19 protein-coding genes are annotated in these 20,814 nt (G+C 44.2%); 10 read left to right on the forward strand and 9 right to left on the reverse strand.

Annotated features, from left to right (window positions below; all coding sequences use genetic code 11):
* Positions 1-309: 309 nt before the first annotated feature.
* The gene (locus tag IQ263_RS23545) at positions 310-1,548 is read right to left on the reverse strand and encodes a glycosyltransferase family 2 protein (RefSeq protein WP_194070561.1); all 1,239 of its coding nucleotides are present in this window, start codon (positions 1,546-1,548) and stop codon (positions 310-312) included.
* 130 nt (positions 1,549-1,678) lie between these two features.
* On the opposite strand from IQ263_RS23545, the gene IQ263_RS23550 reads away from it, so the two are divergent.
* Positions 1,679-1,876 (forward strand): hypothetical protein, encoded by a 198-nt coding sequence (locus IQ263_RS23550; RefSeq protein WP_194070562.1) that lies wholly within the window; start codon positions 1,679-1,681, stop codon positions 1,874-1,876.
* A gap of 444 nt (positions 1,877-2,320) precedes the next feature.
* Positions 2,321-4,843, forward strand: coding sequence for a serine/threonine-protein kinase (locus IQ263_RS23555; protein WP_194070563.1), 2,523 nt, complete (start codon positions 2,321-2,323; stop codon positions 4,841-4,843).
* A gap of 447 nt (positions 4,844-5,290) precedes the next feature.
* Here IQ263_RS23555 and IQ263_RS23560 read toward each other — a convergent pair whose 3' ends face one another.
* Positions 5,291-6,775, reverse strand: coding sequence for a hypothetical protein (locus IQ263_RS23560; protein ID WP_228050301.1), 1,485 nt, complete (start codon positions 6,773-6,775; stop codon positions 5,291-5,293).
* Positions 6,776-6,895: 120 nt separating this feature from the next.
* Between IQ263_RS23560 and IQ263_RS23565 the strand changes: the two genes are divergently transcribed.
* Positions 6,896-7,921: a hypothetical protein gene (locus IQ263_RS23565; protein ID WP_194070564.1), complete on the forward strand. Its 1,026-nt coding sequence runs from the start codon at positions 6,896-6,898 to the stop codon at positions 7,919-7,921.
* Between the two features lie 167 nt (positions 7,922-8,088).
* On the opposite strand, the gene IQ263_RS23570 is transcribed toward IQ263_RS23565, so the two are convergent.
* Positions 8,089-8,412 carry a TMEM14 family protein gene (locus tag IQ263_RS23570; RefSeq protein ID WP_194070565.1) on the reverse strand — a complete coding sequence of 108 codons (324 nt, stop codon included), beginning with the start codon at positions 8,410-8,412 and terminating at the stop codon, positions 8,089-8,091.
* A 125-nt stretch (positions 8,413-8,537) separates the two neighbouring features.
* On the opposite strand from IQ263_RS23570, the gene IQ263_RS23575 reads away from it, so the two are divergent.
* The 4 genes from IQ263_RS23575 (at position 8,538) to IQ263_RS23590 (ending at position 12,345) form a co-directional block, all read left to right on the forward strand.
* The gene (locus IQ263_RS23575; protein ID WP_194070566.1) at positions 8,538-9,842 is read left to right on the forward strand and encodes an ATP-binding protein; all 1,305 of its coding nucleotides are present in this window, start codon (positions 8,538-8,540) and stop codon (positions 9,840-9,842) included.
* Positions 9,843-10,079: 237 nt separating this feature from the next.
* Positions 10,080-10,526, forward strand: a complete 447-nt coding sequence (locus IQ263_RS23580) for a tellurite resistance TerB family protein (RefSeq protein ID WP_194070567.1) — start codon at positions 10,080-10,082, stop codon at positions 10,524-10,526.
* A 185-nt stretch (positions 10,527-10,711) separates the two neighbouring features.
* A complete protein-coding gene (locus IQ263_RS23585) occupies positions 10,712-11,125 on the forward strand; it encodes an acyl-CoA thioesterase (protein WP_194070568.1) in 414 nt (137 codons plus the stop codon).
* Positions 11,126-11,373: 248 nt separating this feature from the next.
* Positions 11,374-12,345 carry a putative 2-dehydropantoate 2-reductase gene (locus tag IQ263_RS23590; RefSeq protein WP_194070569.1) on the forward strand — a complete coding sequence of 324 codons (972 nt, stop codon included), beginning with the start codon at positions 11,374-11,376 and terminating at the stop codon, positions 12,343-12,345.
* A 111-nt stretch (positions 12,346-12,456) separates the two neighbouring features.
* Here IQ263_RS23590 and IQ263_RS23595 read toward each other — a convergent pair whose 3' ends face one another.
* The 6 genes from IQ263_RS23595 to menA all read right to left on the reverse strand — a co-directional run bounded on the left by IQ263_RS23595 (position 12,457) and on the right by menA (position 17,500).
* Entirely contained in the window at positions 12,457-13,920 is a 1,464-nt protein-coding gene (locus IQ263_RS23595) for a 2-succinylbenzoate--CoA ligase (protein ID WP_194070570.1), read from the reverse strand.
* Entirely contained in the window at positions 13,899-14,951 is a 1,053-nt protein-coding gene (locus IQ263_RS23600) for an o-succinylbenzoate synthase (protein WP_194070571.1), read from the reverse strand. Before IQ263_RS23600 ends, IQ263_RS23595 begins: the two co-directional genes overlap by 22 nt.
* Before the next feature lie 11 nt (positions 14,952-14,962).
* Positions 14,963-15,763 carry a 2-succinyl-6-hydroxy-2,4-cyclohexadiene-1-carboxylate synthase gene (menH, locus tag IQ263_RS23605; RefSeq protein WP_194070572.1) on the reverse strand — a complete coding sequence of 267 codons (801 nt, stop codon included), beginning with the start codon at positions 15,761-15,763 and terminating at the stop codon, positions 14,963-14,965.
* A gap of 27 nt (positions 15,764-15,790) precedes the next feature.
* Complete coding sequence (locus IQ263_RS23610) at positions 15,791-16,201, reverse strand: retropepsin-like aspartic protease family protein (protein ID WP_194070573.1); 411 nt, start codon at positions 16,199-16,201, stop codon at positions 15,791-15,793.
* Positions 16,202-16,206: 5 nt separating this feature from the next.
* Positions 16,207-16,452 (reverse strand): hypothetical protein, encoded by a 246-nt coding sequence (locus IQ263_RS23615; protein WP_194070574.1) that lies wholly within the window; start codon positions 16,450-16,452, stop codon positions 16,207-16,209.
* Between the two features lie 151 nt (positions 16,453-16,603).
* Positions 16,604-17,500 (reverse strand): 2-carboxy-1,4-naphthoquinone phytyltransferase, encoded by an 897-nt coding sequence (gene menA, locus IQ263_RS23620; RefSeq protein ID WP_194070575.1) that lies wholly within the window; start codon positions 17,498-17,500, stop codon positions 16,604-16,606.
* Between the two features lie 59 nt (positions 17,501-17,559).
* On the opposite strand from menA, the gene IQ263_RS23625 reads away from it, so the two are divergent.
* The 3 genes from IQ263_RS23625 to menD all read left to right on the forward strand — a co-directional run.
* Positions 17,560-18,000, forward strand: coding sequence for a hypothetical protein (locus tag IQ263_RS23625; RefSeq protein ID WP_194070576.1), 441 nt, complete (start codon positions 17,560-17,562; stop codon positions 17,998-18,000).
* 96 nt (positions 18,001-18,096) lie between these two features.
* Positions 18,097-19,530 (forward strand): isochorismate synthase, encoded by a 1,434-nt coding sequence (locus IQ263_RS23630; RefSeq protein WP_194070577.1) that lies wholly within the window; start codon positions 18,097-18,099, stop codon positions 19,528-19,530.
* A gap of 152 nt (positions 19,531-19,682) precedes the next feature.
* On the forward strand, positions 19,683-20,814 hold a 1,132-nt coding region (gene menD, locus IQ263_RS23635), incomplete at its 3' end, for a 2-succinyl-5-enolpyruvyl-6-hydroxy-3-cyclohexene-1-carboxylic-acid synthase (RefSeq protein WP_194070578.1).

The following is a 20,814-nucleotide window of genomic DNA, read 5'->3' on the forward strand; positions in this document are numbered from 1 at the left end:
TTGGTAAAATGGAGGTAACATTTTCTATAGATGGGGTTGTTTAACGATATTGACCCCATCTTTTTTTACCATAAATCGGTCAAACCTTTGTTAGCTATGGGTTTTAACGGGGTTGTCACCCCGTCAGACCAATTTTATAAAGTAGCGCTAGATATTACCCCCCCAACCCCCCCGCGACTTCGGGGGGGCTAGAACTTCATACATAGCAAATCTTTAGAAAAATGGTATCATTCTGAGAGTTTTCCGGCACGATCGCAAATCTCGAATTTAACGCACCCTACTAATTTTTGTCAGCTCAAAAATCGGGGATTAATTGTTGATTTGCAAAGCTCTCCCGCGCCAAGTCCATCCCCAACCGGTTTCTGTTTTGATGGCGGAACCGATCGCAATTGCGGCAATTAACGTACCTCCCAAACCTCCCAACCACCAGTATTTCGTCGAACACTCGGAAATTTCGGCACCCAAGCGGCGCAAAGTGTAATGAGACCAAATTACGATTGCCGATAAACAAATAGTTAACAAGGTAATTGGTAATTGGTAATTCGTAATTGGTAATTGGTGGTTGGTAATTAGGTTAGCAATTTCGCCGTTAACCAGCAAAATACCTAATGCCAACCAGGGCATCGGATAAAGAAAAAACATTATGGCGGCCATGTAAACCATCATGCCCCAATTGCGGTTAGCGCCGAGATACAAATTCTTTGTCCAGCCTTCCCACAAGGCGCTCCAAGACCGATACATCCGCACAGATGCCAAATTTGCCCCGGAATAAAGTCCGAGCTTTAAACTCGCACGTTTGATGCGTCTGGCTAATTCCACATCTTCGACAATTTCGCCGGCAACGGCTTCGTGTCCGCCGATTTTTTCGTAGGCCGATCGCCTAAATAGCATAAATGGGCCGCCGGCAAAAGCACTGTCTGTTTTTGCAGGATCGTTAACAGCGGTAAAATCGAAGCAAACTGCTAAATGATTGAACATTAACGGCTGTACCAACCATTCGGCAAAACACTCGCAAACCAGGGCTGGCATACAGGTAAACAAGTCTATTTTCTCTGTTTCTGCTGTGGCAATTGCGGTTTCGATCGCCCCTGGTTTGAGCCGCACGTCGGCATCGATAAATAATAGGAAGTCTCCGGTTGCTTCCTGGAAAGCTTGGGCGCAGGCCCAGTTTTTGCCGGCCCAATATTGGTTGGTAGGTCGCGGCTGACCTGCTAATATTTTAAGGCGGGGGTCATTGAGCTGCTGTTGTAGGGTTTGGGCGATCGACTTAGTGTCGTCTGTCGATCGATCGTCTGCAATCAAAACCTCTAGGTTGTCCTCCGTCAGCGCTGTACTCTCCAAAATGGCGATCGCGCAATCCCGAATATTCTCCGCTTCGTTGTATGCTGGTACGATTACCGAAACTTTGGGGAAGAGCCCGGTAGAGGGCTGTAACTGCTGAGCCGAACTGCTGTCAGTGCGAGGCGCATTTTGCACCGATCGGTGCAAATTCTTAGTGTAAGCTCTACTTACAATCAGAGAAAAAATTAACAGGGTTAACAATATCAAAGCGAACTGACCTCAAAATTTCGGTGCACAGTTTGTCTCCTTAAATATTAAAAAATATTAAAACAAAAAGCTAGTCGATCGCCCGGAAAGTTATTTTAGCGACCTCTTTTGCTATAATTTGTGAGCATCTTTGGCTTCGCCCGCAGCAAGGGGTCTTACCCCTCACCCGGTCAGCGACCTAAAAGCCGAGGATAAATATCAGTCAAGAGAGGATATGGCAATGGGCGAATTTCTGACAGTCGATGTGTTGGCGGACACGATAGCGATACTCGGTGCGTTGGGTTTTTTCTTTTTAGGATATCAAGCTTTGCAGATGTTAAAAAGATAAAGTATAGCCTTTCTCAGAAAGATGAGGTACTATCGGGGATCGGGCATAGGGGATCGGGCATAGGCCAAACAGGGCATAGGCAAAACCGGGCATAGGCAAAACCGGGCATACCTCACCACGCGATCGAACCGCTATATTAGGCAATTTACCATTCGGCGAGCAGTTGCGGTGGAATACAGTTAAATGCTGGTCGGGTGGGCATCGGGCTCGCCAAAAATCTGCAATTTAAATGTAAAATAACTGACGGGTCAAAAAACCGAAGCCCCCGACGCTATGAGTTTGGAAAGCCAACAATTTTAGACTTTTGTTCGAGTTTCCCGATGAATCTGTGAAGTAAATCTCAAATCTCAAATCTCAAATCGACGGACTTACTTACAACTCAAAACTACCGACTGTGAAACTGTTTCTTGCGAAAATCAACCAAAAAAAGGCTGCGTTATAATCATGGTGAGCCAACTTTTAGATGGACGCTATCAAATCATTGAAGTCATAGAAACAGGAGAATTTGGACAAACCTATCTAGCCAAAGATATTCGCCGTCCCGGTGAACCGCAGTGCTTTGTCAAACACCTGCGTCCGGGTACCAGTGAACCGAAATTAATTAATACTACGCGCCGTCTTTTCCAAAAAGAAGCAGAAGTTCTAGAAAAGCTCGGTCAACACGATCAAATTCCTCAGCTATTCGCTTATTTTGAAGAAAATGAAGAATTTTTCTTAGTTGAATCTTTTATTCCCGGTCACTCGCTATCAACGGAGATTGTACCGGGGAAGCCTTTAGCAGAAGAAAAGCTCATTCTTTTGTTGAAAGAACTGTTAGAAATTTTAGTGTTTGTACACGGACAGGGAGTAATTCACCGAGATATTAAACCGGCTAATTTAATCCGCCGCTATTCTGACAATAAGTTAGTTTTGATCGACTTTGGGTCGGTGAAAGAAATTCACATCGCTCAAAGACAAGCGCCGGTAACTGTGCGGATTGGGACGCTGGAATATATGCCGATCGAGCAATTTCAATACAACCCGCAACTCAACAGCGATATCTACGCCTTGGGAATGATTGGTATCCAAGCAATGACGGGTTTGCCGGCTTACGATTTGCCGAAACTGCGGGATTTGAAAAATTCTAATAAAGGCGAAATTGTTTGGCGGCATTTAGCGGCGTGTTCCCAAGCGCTGGCCGATGTTTTGGACAATATGGTGCGCTACGATTATCGGGAACGCTACCAGTCGGCGGCGGAAGCTTTAGCCGATTTGAGGAAAATTGGCGATCGATCGCGCGCGCGGATTCCCAAGCTGACAATATATCGCGAAGAAGTCGATCGGCGCAGCAGCAGCCGGGGTGACATTACAGTTGTCGGGCGGAGAATATTAGAAGAATTGCGCGTCAGTTTGGAATTGCTACCAGAAGAAGCAGAGGCGATCGAAGATGAGGTATTGAACCCTTACCGCAAATACAGGCAAAAAGGCGAACGCTACGAACAATCGCTGCAAGAAGCAATGCAGCAAGAATATCCCTTTTCTCTGGAAACTCGCGACGAGTTAAAGCGCTTGCAGCAAGTGTTAGGGCTGACTGACGAAGATGCCGCGAGAATTGAAGAATTAGTCGTTCCTAAATCTTTATTCGCTAAATTGTACAAGGCGATCGCCACAGTGTTGGACGGACACCGCAACCCCAACCCGAAAACAGAATTGCAGCCAACTCTGGCGGTATCCCCGGAGGTGGATCTGAACGGAAAAACCGATTTGTCGTTAGCGCAGCCCGCCCCTACGGGGGCTACGCCAACGGAGAGGATCCCCACTCCCCCAGTAATTGTCCCCAAAGAACCTCGCAAATTCAATCCTTATCTCGCCGGAGTAACCATTGCAGCACTCTTAGCGGCGATCGGCGGAATTTACGGATATCTCAAATGGCAAGAAGGCGAGCAAGGATTGCAACAAGAAGCCCAACAGCTCAATCAAATTGAATCTCTCTATCAAGCCAGCAATTATGAAGGCTGTATCAACCAAATCCCCACAATTCCCAACACCAACAGCAGCTATAATTCCGCCCAAAAGTTACAGCAACAGTGCCAAGCAGGCCTGCGCTGGAAAAACGCCAAAGTCAAAAACTTTGCCCAGCATTCAGATGCCGTCGGGGCAGTTGCTTTCAGTCCAGACGGCTTAATGTTAGCCAGCGGTTCAAAAGACAAAACCGTCCAAATTTGGGATTTAGCTACAGGCAAATCGATCCGCACTTTCGCCGGAGATTCATCCACCATTTGGTCGGTTGCTTTCAACTCAAGCGGTACAAAACTTGCGACAGGAACAGGTTTTTGGAGAGTCATGCTCTGGGATTTGAAAACAGGGCAAGGGACGCGCCTTCTTGACCACACAGCTTCTGTTTGGTCAGTCGCTTTCAGCCCCGACGACAAGCTGATTGCTAGCGGCAGCGGAGACAAAACCACGAAAATTTCGGATGCAGCAACTGGTAGTTTGATCTATAATTTGCCAGACCATACAGATTTTGTTTATTCTGTTGCTTTCACTCCCGATGGCAAAAGTTTAGTTAGCGGTTCTAAGGACAAAAAAATTACAATTGTTGATGTAGCAACGGGCAACTTGATCAAAACTCTTGAGGGACACGGCGACCAAGTGAGGTCAGTTGCTGTCAGCCCGGACGGCAAAACCATTGTGAGCGGTTCCTACGATGAAACTATTAAAATTTGGGATATCGAAACAGGAGATTTAATTCGGTCGATTAAAGGACATTCTGACGATGTTGTCTCGGTGGCTATTAGCCCGGACGGAAAGTTTATTGCCAGCGGGAGCAAGGATAAAACTATTAAAATTTGGGACTTTGCTACCGGAGAATTGCTGAATACTTTGACCGGACATACCGATGAGGTTTATGTAGTGGCTTTTAGTCCCGACGGCAAAACTATTGCTAGCGGTTCTAAAGACAATACTATTAAGTTGTGGCTCAGGTAATTTGAAGTCATTAGTCATTAGTCATTAGTCATTAGTCATCAGTCATTAGTCATTAGTCATTAGTCATTAGTCATTAGTCATTAGTCATTAGTCATTAGTCATTAGTCATTAGTCATTAGTCATGTTTTGCTGTCGCCTCCGAGCTTTCCCTACAACGTCATTAGTCATTAGTCATTAGTCATTAGTCATTAGTCATTAGTCATTAGTCATTAGTCATGTTTTGCTGTCGCCTTCGAGCTTTCCCTACAACGTCATTAGTCATTAGTCATTAGTCATTAGTCATTAGTCATTAGTCATTAGTCATTAGTCATTAGTCATTAGTCATGTTTTGCTGTCGCCTCTATTTTTTTAAGGGAAGCACAGCCTCTATATCTCAGTTCCCAGGCTGGAGTCTGGGAACCAGTTAAACAGATAATTGCGCTAGCGCTGCTACGGATCGCCTCTCATTTAATTGCAGTAATTAAGCTCATTTTCTAATGATTTGGGAAAGTGCCAAGCAGGTGTTTCTAATTCCTCCTCACTAGGAGAATTTTCAGTTGAGTCCTCTCGGACTTTAAAAAAGTAGTAGAGGTTCGCCACAGTTAAATCAGATATTTCTTGCAAGTTCGAGCCAGCTAAAGCTTGATAGCCAGTGGCGATCGCCCGCTGGCTGACATACAATTCGTATCCCCGGCGGATTTCTGGCTTCACAGCGAAGGCTAATTGGTCGCGCAAGGATAGGAAGTGAGACTTTTGCTTTAAATTATCATAAACTGCGGGTTCCGCAGCTAATGCCGCGAAGGCAGTGTGTACGTAGGTTTTTAAATCATCACCGCTGAGCCGATCTAAACTAGCTAACTGGTGCTGCTCTTTGGGAGACAAAGTTTGCATCCAATCAACCTCATTTTGCCAAAATTCTATTACACTTAAATCGTGACCCAAAATCCTAGTAACTTCGGGAAATAAAAAATTTAGTTCTGATTCCGATTGACATCCTTTAACAACAGTTAGAAGGTCTAGACGAATTTTTGATTGCAGTCCTAGGAGGCGATCGCTCGCCCTATCGTAGGCCCGCTGCAACTCAAAGGTGAGCCCGATCGCCTGCTCGATCGCCCAAACACATTCCATTTGCCGGATCTGTCCGGCAGAAGACAGCCCCTCCAACAAACTAGGACGCTCATAAATATTTAAAGCCTCAAACAGCATATCCCGCCCGCCACTAATTTCGGAATTCCGAAGTTTAATATCGGGCAATGTCAAAGCAGACTGACAGCGTTTGACAGCCTTAGAAAAAATATCATAACCGTTAACCAGTTTCTGACGGTGCATTGCAAAATTAGAGTCGTGAGCCACCTGAAAAATCTGCTGGATCACCTCAACTCCCCGCTCCTTGAGGATGTGTCTGAGATCGATAAATCCGTCTTTAATTTTTAACTTTTGGTGCTTGGCCTCTTCTCTAATTTTTAATACTTGGTCGAAGTTTACTGCTGACAAAACCGTATTCGAGACAGCCCCAATACCAATCACAGCAACAGTTGCTTGCATCACCGCCAAATTAATTTTTAGACAGTTAAGCATTCTGTATATTTTTTGAAATCCCTGATGAGTTTGAGCAAGCTGCAACGGTGCCACAGTCACGTACACGGGAGCTACCAGCGGCTGCACGGGCCCGCCTCCGGCTAACTGTGCGAGCAATCCTAAAACTCCGCGATCGGATAGAGTTGCAGTTGTTGATGGATAAAAAACTTTGGCAATCTCGACAAACTCCCCCGTCACCGGATCTCTAGCTGCGGGGAGCAATTTTCCTGTTTTGGCAGCAGGCTGTATCAGGCCGCCTGTATTGAGTCGATCCTGAGTTTCAGGGGTGAACAGATAATCCATATTGTGACACCAGTTTAAAAAAAGAATACAACTGATGAAGCCCGTGTTCCAAACCGTTAGGTCATCTGTCATTCCCCATTTCCAATTCTAAAAACTAAAATATAAAATCTAAAATGGTGTGACTCAGTTTGTATTCAAAAAAGCAGATGTTCTGTATTGTATGCTATTTAGGGAAATGAGGAAGAAAAGGAAATGAATGAATATCTCAAGGTATTTCAGGCTATTACCCAGTTTAGCGATCGATTGTTGGCAGACGAATATAAATCCGTGGAGATTAAACAGTCAGCTACGCACCTCAACTTAGATGTGGAACACTGCGTTGACGAAATGAAGCAGTCTGCCCTCAGACTCAAGAAGTTACTTGAAGTATGTTTCAAAGATATATCTCAGGCGGAAGATGTCTGGAATAGCAAGCCCAGAATTGCTGAAGCATCTCCTGTTGAGGTATGGGAGCAAATTGGCGAACTAAGCGGATGCGATGTAAGAATTCGCAGTTTAGGAAAACAGGGCAAATATGATGCTGTTGTTAAAGCTCGCAAAGCGTGGAGCGACAAAACTACCAAGTTAAAAAATCAGTGGTTTTTGTGGGACAAAAATTATCAAGTGTTTCAAAGAGATACTATCGGTTTTTTTGAACAAGATAATTTGCACAAAGAGTTGCGGAGTGAAGTCAATTACCAGGCGGAACGAGTGGTTTTGATTGTCGAAAATGAACTTAATTTAATTTTTAAAGAATTACAGTCGATTGATATCGAAAAGATTGAATCTTGTATAGAATGCTTCGACCTCCACAGTCAATTGAGATTTAGAGAGCGACTGCAATCAATAGGTGGCGAGATTGTGTCGAAGTTTACAGAACCTCTAAAATATTTACCGGAGTCTTATGCGAAAAATTTTAAAGAAACGCTGAAAGAGCCTGTAGAAACTCTGGTTCATAAAAGTAAATTGGGAATCAGTTTGAGCGATTTTGAAGAGTCTTGTAAGGTAATTGGATCGCTCGTAGATGATTTGATATTAGAAATTTTTGAGGAGCGCGTGAAACTGGCAATTCACACAGTTGAAAAAACGATAATGTTCTACAATAATTTTTTAGAAAAGCAGGCTCGGTACCAGCAAGAAACAGTCCAAGAGCGAGTGGCGGAAAAAGATTGGATGGAATACCAGCGGCAGCAACTCAAGAAAATTGAGCAGTATATTGAAGCAGTCATTAGTCATTAGTCATTAGTCATTAGTCATTAGTCATTGGTTAGTAGTTAGTAGTTATTGGTTATTGGTTATTGGTAATTAGAACGAACAACTAATAATTAACAAATAACCACTAACAACAGTTAACAGTCAACAGTCAACAGTCAACAGTCAACAGTCAACAATCAACAATTAACAGATTATTGATATTGACCGCCGATTTCGTAAACGATCGCGCCCAAAGATGCCAAACTAGCTAAAATCAGCATTCCAGCCGGCATGAACTTGCGAGTTTTGACCAGCCGTAAAATAAAGACTACTACTAAAACAGCAGAGATGGCTGCTGCTAATGTTAAACCCCAACTTTGTCCCATGAGTTGGGCGCTGCCAGCAAAAATTAGCAGCGAACCGCTAATCAGGCCCGAAATCAGTGAGGCTTGGCTTTTGGCCTTGATGTAACCTATGATGCCGCCAATCAGTGTCAAAACGCCGTAGCCGATCGCCGCTGTTGTACCTAAATTCATTTTTAATGCCCCAAATTTCACAAGTGCATCTAAGTTTATACAGCGATAGCTGCGATTGCGGTCACAAATTGTTAGAAAATTTATTAAACCCAGTCAAGATATCTAACTGTTATACAATTGCCCTTATGTCAGCCCTAACCTCTGGTGCGATCGCCCAAATCCGTTACCTCCAACGCCAAGCAGCATCCCTGCTGCTGTATCAATCAGTCCTCACAAGCCCCACAGCTCAAGCCTTTCTCGACTTGCTGCAAGCTCTCCACCACAGCGAAGTCAGCGGTTTAGACTGTCAGGTGGCTTACGGCAACTGGTTCAAAGTTCAGGCCGCTCAAAATCTGAGTTGGAAAGATGCTCTGATTTGGGAAATTCTCAAAGACGAAAATCCCTTTTCTCGCAAGGCTCAACAAACAGATTTTGCGAGTTTGCCGCCCGCTTTGGTAGAAGCCGCCCGACACGATTTACAAGTGCTGCAAAATATTTACGAATGCAGCAGCGAACAGTTGAGCAAGTGGGTGCGGGTAGCGGGTCAACTTGACGTAGTGCCTCCGATTTGGCATTCCGAAACTGTAGCAGAACCGGGCGATAAACCCCTGTACGGACAACTGGAAAAATGGTCTGCTGCTGCGGAATCTTTGGCAGAATATTACCGAAAGTTTGGTACTGGTTTATTTGCCGAATATCGCGCTTTTAGCTGGCGTTCCGGGCAGTTGGCGGGTATTTCGCATCCCGATCGCATAAATTTGAAAGAGTTGGTTTGCTGCGATTGGCAGCGCGATGCTCTGGTGAAAAATACGGAGTTTTTGCTGGCGGGTTATCCCGCTTTGCACGTCTTGCTCTACGGGAGTCGCGGTTCTGGTAAGTCTTCTTTAGTGAAGTCGCTGCTAAATGAATTTGGATCTCGCAATTTGCGGTTGATTGAAGTATCTAAATCGGATTTGCAAGATTTGCCGCTAATTGTTGACAAGTTGCGGGGAGTTCCTCAAAAGTTTATTATCTTTGTCGATGACCTTTCTTTTGAGGAAGATGATGATGCTTTTAAATCCTTGAAAGTGGTTTTAGAAGGAAATGTCACCGCGCGCTCTCAAAATGTGGTAGTTTATGCCACATCTAACCGCAGACATTTAATTCGAGAGTTTTTTGATGACAGGCCTCGCCCCCGCGACGGAGATGAAATTCACGCTTGGGATACGGTGCAGGAAAAACTCTCATTTAGCGATCGCTTTGGCTTGACTTTAACTTTTGAACCGGCGGATCAAAACACTTATTTAAGCATTGTCCGACATCTGGCCAAACTTGCTGGAATTCAGCTCGCTGCTGAAGATTTGGAGCACCGGGCTAAGGAATGGGCAACTCGTCGCAACGGGCGATCGGGCAGGAGTGCGCGGCAGTTTGTTGATTTCCTGAAAGCAGATTTAGCACTTTTTGACAAGTAGATCGTCTGTACTCGAAGGGCGGGTTGTTGCTGAGATATGCGAGGCAATTCAGGCTCTGAATCAACCCGCCCGACGAGCGCCGCCTGGTGAAATGAAAAATCTTAATTTTTTCATAATTTTCTTGATAATAAATAACTGACAAAATTTGATATGATTGGCTAAACTTCCGCAAAAAGCTCCAGAGTCCGAACCCGTCGGGACTCCATGAATCCACCACTAAATAATGAGGAAAATCTCATGGGTTTATTTGACAAAATATCGCAGACTCGCCAACAAACGGACGTAACGTTAGGGCCTGCCGAAGCATTTGCGGCGATCGCCCTAATTGCTGTAGCAGCCGACGGTTACATCAATGACAGCGAAAGTAAAGCGATTAGCATGACGCTATCTCGGATGCAACTGTTCCGCAGCTATCCCGATGACGTGATGAGAAAAATGCTCGAACGGCTGCTCATGATCCTGCAACGACAAGGAGTCGAGGTACTGTTTAATGCGGCTTTGGCAACACTTCCCGACGAACTTAAAGAAACAGTTTTTGCTGTAACAACTGACATCGCTTTAGCAGATGGCGAAGTTTCAGAAGAAGAAGAACAACTTTTGAACGACCTTTACAGTGCATTGGGGCTTTCCGAAGATGTTGCACTCAAGATTATAGACGTGATGTTGATTAAGAACAAAGGTTAAGAAAGAAGGAAAAGATCAAAAACTTAGGAGTTTTGACTTAAACAATCCGGGACGCATCCTGACTTGAAAAACCCGGTTTCTTCGTGTATTTTTCGTAGAAACCGGGTTTCGACCAGCCCTGGTTAAGTTTTGTTCAAAAAAGACAAGATTTTTTCATCGAAACTCACAACTCAAAACAGCTTGAAATGCCTTTCACTTACAACCGCACTGTTCGCTTCCAAGATACCGATGCTGCTGGAGTCGTTTACTTTGCCAACGTTTTGGCGGTGTGCCACGAAGCTTACGAGGCATCTCTAGCAGCATCTGGAATCAATCTCAAAGCGTTTTTTAGCAATCGGGAGGCAGCTTTGCCCGTAATTCATGCTACTGTAGATTTTTATCGTCCTATGTTTGCGGGCGATCGGCTGATAATTCAACTAACGCCGAAACAAATAGCTGGCGATGAATTTGAAATTGTCTATCAAGTATTTTCTGGGGAAGTTGCAGGAAAAAGCGCGGCTAAAGCTCTTACTAAGCACGTCTGCATTGATGCAGTGACGCGAACTAGAAAACAGCTATCTGAAGACTTAATCCAGTGGTTGAGGCAATTTGAGAGTTAAGATTTTAGTTGAATTCAATATTTTATATAATAGCAGGAAATGACAGTTAAATTTCTGTTTAGTTTAAAAGTTCTTCTAACTTGTTTATATTAAGTAGTTCCACTTACTTAAACATAAAATACAGACCAATCAAAAACGAGAAATTCTAAGCATTCTTCCTGATGACTGATGACTAGCCTTCGGCTTCGCGAGCGGCTAAAATGACTAATGACTAATGACTAATGACCAATGACTAATGACTTCTTCTTATGACAAATCGCAATTATGCCATCATCGGTACGGGAGCTGTAGGCGGATTCTACGGTGCTAAACTGGAAAAAGCAGGTTTAGAAGTGAATTTTTTGCTGCGTAGCGATTACCAAACCGTCAAAAAACAGGGTTTGATAATCGAGTCTCCCGAAGGCGACTTCACCCTCCCGCAAGTCCGCGCCTACCACGACGCGCGCACAATGCCTCAGTGCGACGTAGTAATTGTAGCGCTGAAAACAACTCAAAATCACTTGTTGTCTAAAATATTGCCTCTTTTATTAAAGGATAACGGCGTTGTTTTAGTATTACAAAACGGACTAAATGCGGAACCAAAAATTGCTAAAATTGTCGGTGCAGAAAGAGTAATTGGTGGGCTGTGTTTTCTCTGTTCTTATAAAATTGGGCCCGGTCATGTCTCCCACCTCGATTACGGTACTATTACCTTGGGCGAATATGCCCAAGACTACAAGGCTATCGGTATTACTGACAGATTGCACCAAATTGCTGAGGATTTTCAACGGGCTGAGATTCCCATAGAAATGAGCGAAGATTTACTATTATCGAGGTGGAAAAAGCTGGTTTGGAATATTCCTTATAACGGGCTTTCTGTGATTTTAAATGCGAGAACTGACGAACTGATGGCTAATCCCGATACTTTAATTTTGGTTGAGGAAATTATGGCGGAAGTGATAGCGGCGGCTAAAAGTTGCGATCGGATTATTCCCGATAGTTTTATCGCAGATATGCTCGAACACACTCACAAAATGAAGCCTTACCGCACCAGCATGAAAATCGATTACGATGAATCGCGGCCGCTGGAAGTAGAGGCGATTTTTGGCAATCCGATGCGGGTGGCCCAACAAGCAGGTGTTAAGTTGCCACAAATAGAGGTACTTTACCGAATGTTGAAGTTTGTGGATGTTCAAAGGCAGGAAGCTGAGAGGAAGAGAAGGCTGTTAGATTTGTCGTAATTAGTCAGTTGTCTGTTGTCTGTTGACTGTTGTCTGTTGACTGTTCACTGTTGTCTGGAGTCAGAAATAAGCATGAAAAATTCTGCCTTCTGCATTGATTGCGCCTAATAATTATTGATATTTGAGCCCAATTTCTTGCAATTGTTCTCGATTGATTTTGCCTTGAGAATTGCGCGGCAATTGTGCGACGATTACCCAATATTTCGGTCGCTTAAACTTGCTCAACTTATCTTCTATTGCCGCTTGCAGATTTTTGACAGTAACTTCGGAATTAGCGGGAACATAAATCGCTGTCACGACTTGACCCCAATCTTTGTCTGGCAAGCCAATTACAGCAACATCGGCAACTAAATTAGTATTCTTAATTGCGGCTTCGACTTGGGCCGGAAATACGTTTTCTCCGCCGGTGATAATTTTGTCGCTGCTGCGTCCGACAATATTTAAACAGTTATTGCGATCGATAAATCCCAAATCGTCTAATTGAAAATATTCGCGGTCGCCAAATTTTTCAGGATAATAACCCAACGCCAAAGATTTAGCGTTTACCGCAATCTTGCCAATTTGATTGTAGCACAAAATCTCACCCTGGGGACTGCGAATTGTTATTTTGGCGTGGGGTAAAACTTGACCGGAACTGTTATTGCCCGCGAGAAAATCTTCGGGTTTGAGTGTAGCAATTTGTGAAGCGGTTTCTGTCATGCCGTAACAGGGTGCTAGTTTGATTTGATGGTTTCTAGCTGTTGCTAAAAGTTCCGGCCAAGCGGGAGCACCGCCCAAAAGTACGGCACGAAACCGAGACAACCAATTAGCTGTATCTGGGCTTTGCAGCAGCCGTTGCAGTTGAGTTGGAACTAAGGAAATGAAAAATTCTTCGGGTTCAATATCGGCTTTTTCGCCGGATTCTAGGGCTTTGAACGGCTGGATGACCAGTTTGCCAACCGTCGTAAACGATCGCACAAACTGCATGAAACCGCTGACGTGGTATAATGGCAAAACGCAGAAAGAGTTGATTTTGTCAACTTGAAAATATTGTTGAAAACCTTCGACTGATGCGGTTAGTGTTTCCCAAGTGTGGATGGCAAAACGGATTTTTCCCGATGAACCGCCGGTGGGAATCATGATGTTATCAAAACCGTGTTTAGTCGGCGAATTGAATCCCGGCGAATGGAATTCGGGTGAATGGAATTCGGGTGAATGGAATTCGCGGCTATACAAACGAAGTCCGCCTTCGCGGACTGGGATATGGGGATTTTTGGGAAGCGGGTATTGTCCTAAAATTAAGTCGGGTTGGACTAAATCAAAGACTTGTTCCCATTCTTGTTTTACCCAGTTGGGATTGCAGAGAAAAATTGGGCATTTGGCGGCGCGGGCGCTGATGAAACTGGCAAGAAATTGCAGGGGTTCTGATTCTGCGATGCAAATTTTTGGGGGTGTTTTTGGGGCGGAATTTTTGGTGATTTGTTGAAATTGCCGATCGACTATTCGGGCAAATTCGCCGCTGTCACAACCGACAAGCCAATTATCGGGCAATTCAAAGGGTAGATTCAGACTATTTACTGTGATTTTTTTTGCCATAGATGCTTTAACCAGGTGTCTTGATTGTCGTCGAACCAGCTATCGGTACCGAAGCCTAGGGCTCTATTATTTATAGACAATTCTGTTGCTAAATTTAAGGCTGCTTGTCTGCCGATTTGGGTTTCAAATACTGATGAGAAAACTGCGTCTATATTGTGAGTTTGACAAAAGTTTCGCAGTTGGGATGGAGAACCGCAAATCGCAGGTTTAATGACGAAAATGCCCCGCCAACCTTGGCTGTAGCATTCTTGGATGCGATCGAGGTTGGCTGCGGATTCGTCTAGGGCGAGATCCGTTGCATAAATAGCATTCAATTCTACCATTTCCTGAAACTGGGCGATCGGCAGCGGCTGTTCCAAAAATTCAATATCTGCCGCCAAGTCGGGAGTTGCTTTTACTTTGTCGCAAGCTTCCAGCCATTTTTGGGCCTGGGAGTAGGTGAGTCCCCCATTAGCATCTAAGCGCAAAAGTGCCGATTTGCGATCGCCCAAATCGTGCATTGATGCAATTAGCTGCTGAAAAATCTTTAATTCTTGTTCAATTGCAGCAACACCAATTTTCCATTTAAACCTGCGATATCCCTCCAACCAAAGCATTGGTACAACCTGCAAAGCTGTTTCACCAGCAGGCAATAAACCGCTGAACCGATTTTTTTCTTCCTCATTCCCAGCCTCTATCCTGGGGACTTTGAGAATATTTCTTGTCCCCCCCTTATTAAGGGGGGTTAGGGGGGCTCTAGAGTTTGATAGTGCTGACTCAAAGCCAAATTGACAAGCTGGTAATTCAGCAGAAATCGCCAAAATCCTCTCTGATGAAATATTAGCAGGTAACTGGTGACAAAAATCTAAAGCTTGCTCAAAAGTTTCGGAACCAAACCAACTTAAAGGGGCAATTTCTCCCCAACCAATTCGACCATTTTCACCCACAACTCGCAGGATAATTCCTTCGCGAATATCCCAAATGCCGTGACTTGTTTGCAGCGGGCGCTTAAATTTTCGCTGATAGGTGCGAAACTCGAATTTATATAGCATTTATCTTGTAGTTAATCATAAAATTGTCTCACAACTGTGCCAAACCGATCGAGATTTTCAAAATGGATATTGTGGCCAGCTTTTGGTACAATTTCCAGACTCGCGGCCGGACACAAGCTGGCAATTTCTGCATTGATAGTTGTAAATTTTTCATCATCTTCTCCCGCTAGCAAGAGGATGGGGATTTGATGTTGTGTTAGTTTTTCCCAAAGAGATGGTTGGTTCCCGGTTCCCAGGTTGCGGAGAGATTTGGCTAATTCTAAGGGATTGTTTGCTAAGCGGCTTTCGATGAGTTGGTCGAATTTGGGAGATTTTTTTAAGGATTTGAATAAAGGGCGATCGTACCAGTTTAATATAAAATCTTTAATGTTGCTATTTTCCAGTTTTTGTGCTATTTGTAAATCGGATTGCAGTCTGTGCGATCGCTCTTTTTCACTTTTCAATCCCGGAGAAGCTGACTCTAACACGACTTTCTCGAATCTTTCAGGAAAATGTAATGTCATGTACAGCGCCAATCGCCCGCCCATTGAATAGCCCAACAACAAACATTTGTCTATTTGTAAATCATCTAATAAGTCTATCAAAGCTTGGGCTGTATTTGACATATTGTAGCAACTTTCGTCGCCGTTGACTCTAGTTTTTCCGTGGCCTGGAAGGTCAACGGCCAGACAGCAATATTGGTGAGATAGTAAGGAAATGACGCTGCTAAAATCTTGACTGTTGCCCGTGAATCCGTGCAAAAATAGAATTGTCTGCTGATTTTGGTAGCCAGTTAAGGAATAGTGAAATTGATAATTTTTAAATTTATCCATATACGATATTTACTATAATTGCCGTATTTATAGACATCTAATTTCTGCATTACCAACAGAGATGACTGCCTGAAAACGAGTGAGAAAGTCCATACCAAGAAGACCATCTAAACGAAGATTTGGCGGTATATCGTGGGCAAATACGTCAAAATTTTCTATTACTTGACCCACGCAATTAAACCAAGATACATTAATTACAGGAACATAGATTCTTCCTTGACCTGTAAAGATTTCTTGCCTGCGTAAAGGATTGCGCGTATCATAACCCAAATCCTCTAATGTTTTAACTGGCAATATTGTGTAGCTGGCTCCCGTATTCACCAATAAACGCACGCGATACTCAGTAGCGTCACCATTATTTCCACTAATGGTTGCTTGCACCGCGAGCAAATTTCGTCCGTGACGCAACAAGCGATAAGCTTTTTGATAATCTGGCATTTTTGTTACAACATAGCTGCTAAGTCTTCAGGGATCGGGCCGGTGTATTCTATTGCTACCGATTTTCCCTTCCTTGACAAAGCATTATTGTAAAGCAAATCGCGCTCCGGTGAGTGTGCTAAAACTTCACCTCGAATTACATTCAAATCCTCATCCAGTTCAGTGTAAGCAATTAGCACCCACTCGCTAGGATATAAGTGCATAATTTCTTCGAGGCTCAGAATTTGGCTAATTTCTACTGGCGTACTCATGGTTTAATTCTCTTTTTTTACGATGTAATGTGAGGTAAGGATTGCTAAACTAAAGAAGATTTTGAGAAGTCGCCACAAAAGATTAACTCCGCCAACTCCCTCAACTTAGCAAACCATACCTCCATTTTACCGGAATTCTCGATCGCCCGAACTACAAGACAAACCCCAGCGCCAGCAGCAATCCGCTCGAAAAATGCAGCGCGACTGCGATAAACTTACAGTTGCTGACCTTTGCCGGTTGGTCGTGATATTCTGAGACATGGCGAGAAAGGTCGATCGCAAAAAACAAACTCCCAAAAATCAACAGCGTCCAAATTGGAAACATTCGCAACGCCACAAACAGCACAGTCAAAGCATAAATGCTGCCGCACGACCACTGCAACAACAGCGCACCTTTTTTCGTACCCAACCGGACAATCGGTGATTTTTTCCCCGCCGCCAAATCGTCATCAACTTGATGAAAATGCGAACAAAATAAGATGATACTCGTAGTGATTCCCACGATTGTCGAAGCAGCAAAATTAGTCGCAGACCAAGTTTGAGTTTGACTGTAATAAGCAGCAGCTAAAGCTAGCGGCCCGAAGGTAAAAAAGCAAATTATTTCGCCTAAACCCTGATAGCCCAAACGAAACGGAGGCCCTTGATAGGTATAGCCGAGGGCGCAAGACAAAACAATTAGCAAAATTACTGTTGGGTCTTTTTGCCACCAGCTTAGGGCGCAGATTCCCGACACTCCGACGGCTAAAAATAAATTGGCAATCCAGAAAACTAAAGCTTTATTTCCGGTTAAGTTAACTACGGAATGCGCTTTATTTTTATCGATTCCTGTTTCCGAGTCAAATACATCATTACTGAGATTCAGCCATGCTATAATTAAAATGGCTGACATTAAAAATGTCGAAAAGATTGACGAATTAATCGTTTTAGTTTCGGCAAAAGCTATTGCAGTTCCTACTGAAATAGGAATCACCGCAACACTGTACATAGGCGGCTTGATTGCGGCCAGCCACAATTTACTATTTGGACGTTCAATGATCTTTGTTGTCATTACACAAACTTGATGCAATTGATAGCAGCTTGGTAATTTTACAATTTTATTGGTGAAGAATGTCTGCTCCCCATCCGCTTGAGTGCGCCTCCGGCATCCGTCGATCGCCTTTGCGGGTTCTGGCGCGCCCGAAAATGCCCGCCAGTCAACCTCTGCGGGGTCGATCGCAGGCGAAGCCCAGACTTAGCGGCTCAATCTTAAGTTTTATGTCTAAATGTTTCGGTCGATCGCCCGTTGGCGCAGACCTAGAAGAGGATCGTCTGTTTTTTGCCCGCAGCCTGTCCAAACTGTCGGAAACTCGAAAGGTCATGTTTTGCGATCGACCCAGACCGTGGTTAGATCGAAATAGGGTTTCTAGCGCCCTACGCTTGGGCTCAGAAGACTGGGCGCTAGAAACCGCGTCTATACAAACAAAACCCGAGCTCAGAGGGGTTGAAGAGTGGGCGGTTAAAATTACGCTATCTTCTTCAGTTCGCGGAGGCGGACTTCGTTTGATTTGACAAGAAGCGGTTTCAACCGCCGACTTATCAATCGCGCATTGGGTTATAGCGGGACAAAACCGCACTCTTTCTGACAAATCTGCTATTCTCGATTTCATGACAGTAATACCGCACCGCCCTAATATTTTGCAAGACCGCAATCAACTGCATAAGTTTCTGTTAGATTGTCAGCAGTCTTTAACAGAAAAAGATCGAACAAAAATAGTTAGTATTTCTCAGGAGATTTCCCCCGTCGATCCGCTAGCGGTACTGCAAGAAATTGCCGCACCCGACGGCAGAAATTTTTATTTTGAAAAAAGAGACCCTCTTGGAGACAATAGTTTTGCCATCGCCGCCCTAGATTCCACCATCCATTTCACAGCAGCGGGAAGCGATCGATTTGCCCTCACTCAAAATTTTATTCAATCTTGTCTTGCTCGAACAATTACCATCGGTACAGAACGCTTGCCCTTCAGCGGGCCTCACTTTTTTTGTAGCTTTGCTTTTTTCGATGAAAATTTCGCCACCAATTCTTACTTTCCACCGGCCACCATATTTTTACCAAAATGGCAAATTACTCGCCTAAAAGATAGCTGTACGCTGGTCGCGAATACCATCATCAGCCGAGATATAAATATTAAAGATATTGCCGAAAATATTTGGTTAGAAATTAACAAAATTGCCTCTCTAAAATATATTAAAAAAACTAGCAATAGCAACATTCCAATATCTTTAAAACAAATCCCTGTCAATGATGCGGCTCAATTCAAAACATCTGTAAAATCCGCCTTAGAATCGATCGATTCTAAATATTTCAGTAAACTTGTGTTGTCTCAAGCCATAAATGTCATTTCTCCAACACCTTTTAATTTAATAGATTCCTTAAACAACTTGCGCCTTTCCTATCCAGGTTGCTACGTATTTTCCACCAGTAACGGCAAAGGTCAGCAATTTATCGGTGCCAGTCCCGAACGGTTAATCAGCATTTACAACAATCAGTTAGTAACATATGCCTTAGCCGGTTCTGCGCCAAGGGGAAAAACAGAGGTGGAAGATGCGGATTTAGGCAAAGGTTTACTGAACAGCGAAAAGGATATTAGAGAACATCAAGTTGTGATTGATTTTATAGTCGATCGCTTTTTGACTCTCGGTATAAAACCCGACTTTTCCCCGCTGCCGAAACTGCTGAAACTGTCAAATATTCAGCATTTGTGGACACCAATCACTGCTCGAATTCCCGTAGATATTCACTTGTTAAAAATTTTAGCACAACTGCATCCAACACCAGCGGTGGCAGGCCTGCCGAGGGATATTGCCCTACAGCAAATTCGTGCTTGCGAAAGCTACGATCGCTCTTTGTATGCAGCAGCCCTGGGCTGGATCGATCGCAGCGGTAACGGTGAATTTGCCGTGGGCATCCGATCGGCATTAATCGACGGATCTCGCGCTATACTCTATGCTGGCGCTGGTATTGTAGCAGGTTCGGAACCCGAAAAAGAACTAGCAGAAATTCAGCTAAAATTGCAGGCACTTTTAAATGCTTTAGTTTAGGAATATAGCCTTTCAAGCTCTCATATGAAATACTATCCGGCATAGGCCTCCGTGGGCATAGGGCATAGGCATCCGTGGGCATAGGGCATACCTCACCGCGCTTGAGAAAGGCTATATCTCATAAAAATACCATCGATCGCCAAAACAACAAAATGCTTGACTTTCGGAACACAAACACCCTCTGGGCTTCCATAATAGCCGAGACTTTGCAGCGACTGAAACTAACAACAGCCGTAATTTGTCCCGGTTCGCGATCGGCACCGCTAACAATAGCCTTCGCCCAAAATAATCAAATAGAAACTATCCCCATACTCGACGAGCGATCGGCAAGTTTTTTTGCATTAGGAATAGCCAAAAAATCCGGTGTACCAACCGCACTAATTTGTACCTCTGGAACCGCTGCAGCCAACTTTTTCCCTGCGATAATAGAAGCAAGAGAAAGTCGAATTCCGCTGCTAATTTTCACAGCAGACAGACCTCCCGAACTCCGCGACTGTCACGCCGGACAAGCCATAGATCAAGTGAAAATCTATGGCAATTATCCCAACTGGCAAGCCGAATTAGCAATCCCTTCAGCAGAATTAGGAATGCTAGGCTATCTGCGACAGACAGTAATGTATGCGATCGAGCGATCGCAATTTCCAACTCCCGGCCCCGTCCACCTCAACATCCCCCTGCGCGATCCGCTGGTACCCGTTCCAGATCCGGCGGTACAATCCTTAGAAACACAATTTAATCCCGAAGAATTCTTTGCCGGAATAGGATTAATTGTTGCAGGAGAAACCTCTACCCCCCCCAGCCCGTCGTTGTTAAGGGGAGAAAAAGGAGGTATATTCAAAAAATGGCAGGAATCCGAGAAAGGGATAATTATTGCAGGAGTAGCCCAGCCTCAAGATGCAGAAAAGTATTGTAGTGCGATCGCCCGAATTTCCCAACTATTAAACTGGCCAGTTTTAGCAGAAGGATTATCGCCCTTAAGAAACCGCGCCCAACTCAACCCCCATCTAATTTCCACCTACGATACAATCCTGCGAAACCGCGAACTAGCAGAAAAATTAAGACCAGAAATCGCCATTCAAATCGGAGACTTACCCACAAGCAAAGAACTGCGAAACTGGCTAGACAAAACCCAACCCAAACGCTACATAATCGACCCAGCCCACCACAACTTCGATCCCCTACACGGCCAAACAATTCACCTGCGAACCTCCGTAGAAAACCTAGCAACTAATCTCGGAACTAAATTAACTCCAGTCCCCCCCCTTACCAAGGGGGGGTTAGGGG

Source organism: Tychonema sp. LEGE 06208 (assembly GCF_015207505.1).
GTDB lineage: Bacteria > Cyanobacteriota > Cyanobacteriia > Cyanobacteriales > Microcoleaceae > Microcoleus.

Excerpts from the sequence above, each read along its gene's own strand:
- IQ263_RS23555 (WP_194070563.1), top strand. The coding sequence starts at position 2,321 with ATGGTGAGCCAACTTTTAGATGGACGCTATCAAATCATTGAAGTCATA.
- IQ263_RS23560 (WP_228050301.1), bottom strand. The coding sequence starts at position 6,775 with ATGACAGATGACCTAACGGTTTGGAACACGGGCTTCATCAGTTGTATT.
- IQ263_RS23565 (WP_194070564.1), top strand. The coding sequence starts at position 6,896 with ATGAATGAATATCTCAAGGTATTTCAGGCTATTACCCAGTTTAGCGAT.
- IQ263_RS23570 (WP_194070565.1), bottom strand. The coding sequence starts at position 8,412 with ATGAATTTAGGTACAACAGCGGCGATCGGCTACGGCGTTTTGACACTG.
- IQ263_RS23575 (WP_194070566.1), top strand. The coding sequence starts at position 8,538 with ATGTCAGCCCTAACCTCTGGTGCGATCGCCCAAATCCGTTACCTCCAA.
- IQ263_RS23580 (WP_194070567.1), top strand. The coding sequence starts at position 10,080 with ATGGGTTTATTTGACAAAATATCGCAGACTCGCCAACAAACGGACGTA.
- IQ263_RS23585 (WP_194070568.1), top strand. The coding sequence starts at position 10,712 with ATGCCTTTCACTTACAACCGCACTGTTCGCTTCCAAGATACCGATGCT.
- IQ263_RS23590 (WP_194070569.1), top strand. The coding sequence starts at position 11,374 with ATGACAAATCGCAATTATGCCATCATCGGTACGGGAGCTGTAGGCGGA.
- IQ263_RS23595 (WP_194070570.1), bottom strand. The coding sequence starts at position 13,920 with ATGGCAAAAAAAATCACAGTAAATAGTCTGAATCTACCCTTTGAATTG.
- IQ263_RS23600 (WP_194070571.1), bottom strand. The coding sequence starts at position 14,951 with ATGCTATATAAATTCGAGTTTCGCACCTATCAGCGAAAATTTAAGCGC.
- menH (WP_194070572.1), bottom strand. The coding sequence starts at position 15,763 with ATGGATAAATTTAAAAATTATCAATTTCACTATTCCTTAACTGGCTAC.
- IQ263_RS23610 (WP_194070573.1), bottom strand. The coding sequence starts at position 16,201 with ATGCCAGATTATCAAAAAGCTTATCGCTTGTTGCGTCACGGACGAAAT.
- IQ263_RS23615 (WP_194070574.1), bottom strand. The coding sequence starts at position 16,452 with ATGAGTACGCCAGTAGAAATTAGCCAAATTCTGAGCCTCGAAGAAATT.
- menA (WP_194070575.1), bottom strand. The coding sequence starts at position 17,500 with ATGACAACAAAGATCATTGAACGTCCAAATAGTAAATTGTGGCTGGCC.
- IQ263_RS23625 (WP_194070576.1), top strand. The coding sequence starts at position 17,560 with ATGTCTGCTCCCCATCCGCTTGAGTGCGCCTCCGGCATCCGTCGATCG.
- IQ263_RS23630 (WP_194070577.1), top strand. The coding sequence starts at position 18,097 with ATGACAGTAATACCGCACCGCCCTAATATTTTGCAAGACCGCAATCAA.